Source organism: Bacillus sp. AY2-1, assembly GCF_008368965.1.
Taxonomy (GTDB): Bacteria; Bacillota; Bacilli; order Bacillales; family Bacillaceae_G; genus Bacillus_A; species Bacillus_A thuringiensis_S.
This window is the reverse complement of record NZ_QPEL01000311.1, coordinates 1-746: the sequence shown is the minus strand read 5'-3', so window position 1 is coordinate 746 and position 746 is coordinate 1. Positions and strand designations below refer to the sequence as shown.

Genomic DNA, 746 nt, shown 5'->3' with positions numbered 1-746 from the left:
TTAATATAACTATCTATTTTATTTAATTTTAATTGGAGCCCTCTTTGATCCCCTATGAAATACTTGTAGCTATTATGTTTTTTTATATTTTCTTTCTCTTCTTCAGAAATCTCATCTCTTTTTTTCTTTAAACTCTCCAACAAAATTAATGCTTTCTTAATTTCTATATAGCCTTTATATTTATTTTCATTATCTTGTTTATAAATTTGAACTTTTCCTATTTCCAACTGGATTTTATTAATATCTTCTATATCAATTGAATCTTTAAAACGCATTATTTCAATCTTATTTTTCAATTCTATAATTTCACTTCTCAAGTTATTTAATTCCTTTTGAGAAACGTTTATCCCTTGTTCTATCACATTTAATTTGGCATTTAAATTATTTCTCTTAACTTTGCATTCATTTACAGCTATTTCAAATACATTCAATAACTTGTTAGAGTTTTCTATCTCCAATTTTATAGCATCTTTTAATTCCTTACTACTATTATAAGTAGAACCACATACTAGACATTTATATTCATTACTATTCATCAAATGAACTTGAACCTCATTTATAATTGTATAAATTTGAGATTCTAAAGTACTCTTTTTCTGACTATTTAAATCTAAGATTTGTTTATCAATTATCTTAATTTTATTTTTCAAATCATTTACATTTTTATTTTTACTACCCAAGTCTGTTTCTAACATTTCTTCTTTATGTACTAATTTAGTTAGATGCTCTTCATTTTCCAAAATCTT

General features: G+C 23.2%; 1 protein-coding gene. It reads right to left on the bottom strand.

Annotation, left to right across the window (positions count from 1 at the left end; genetic code table 11):
* Positions 1 to 746: hypothetical protein (locus tag DN403_RS31510; RefSeq protein WP_218948254.1), on the bottom strand; the 746-nt coding region annotated here is incomplete at both ends.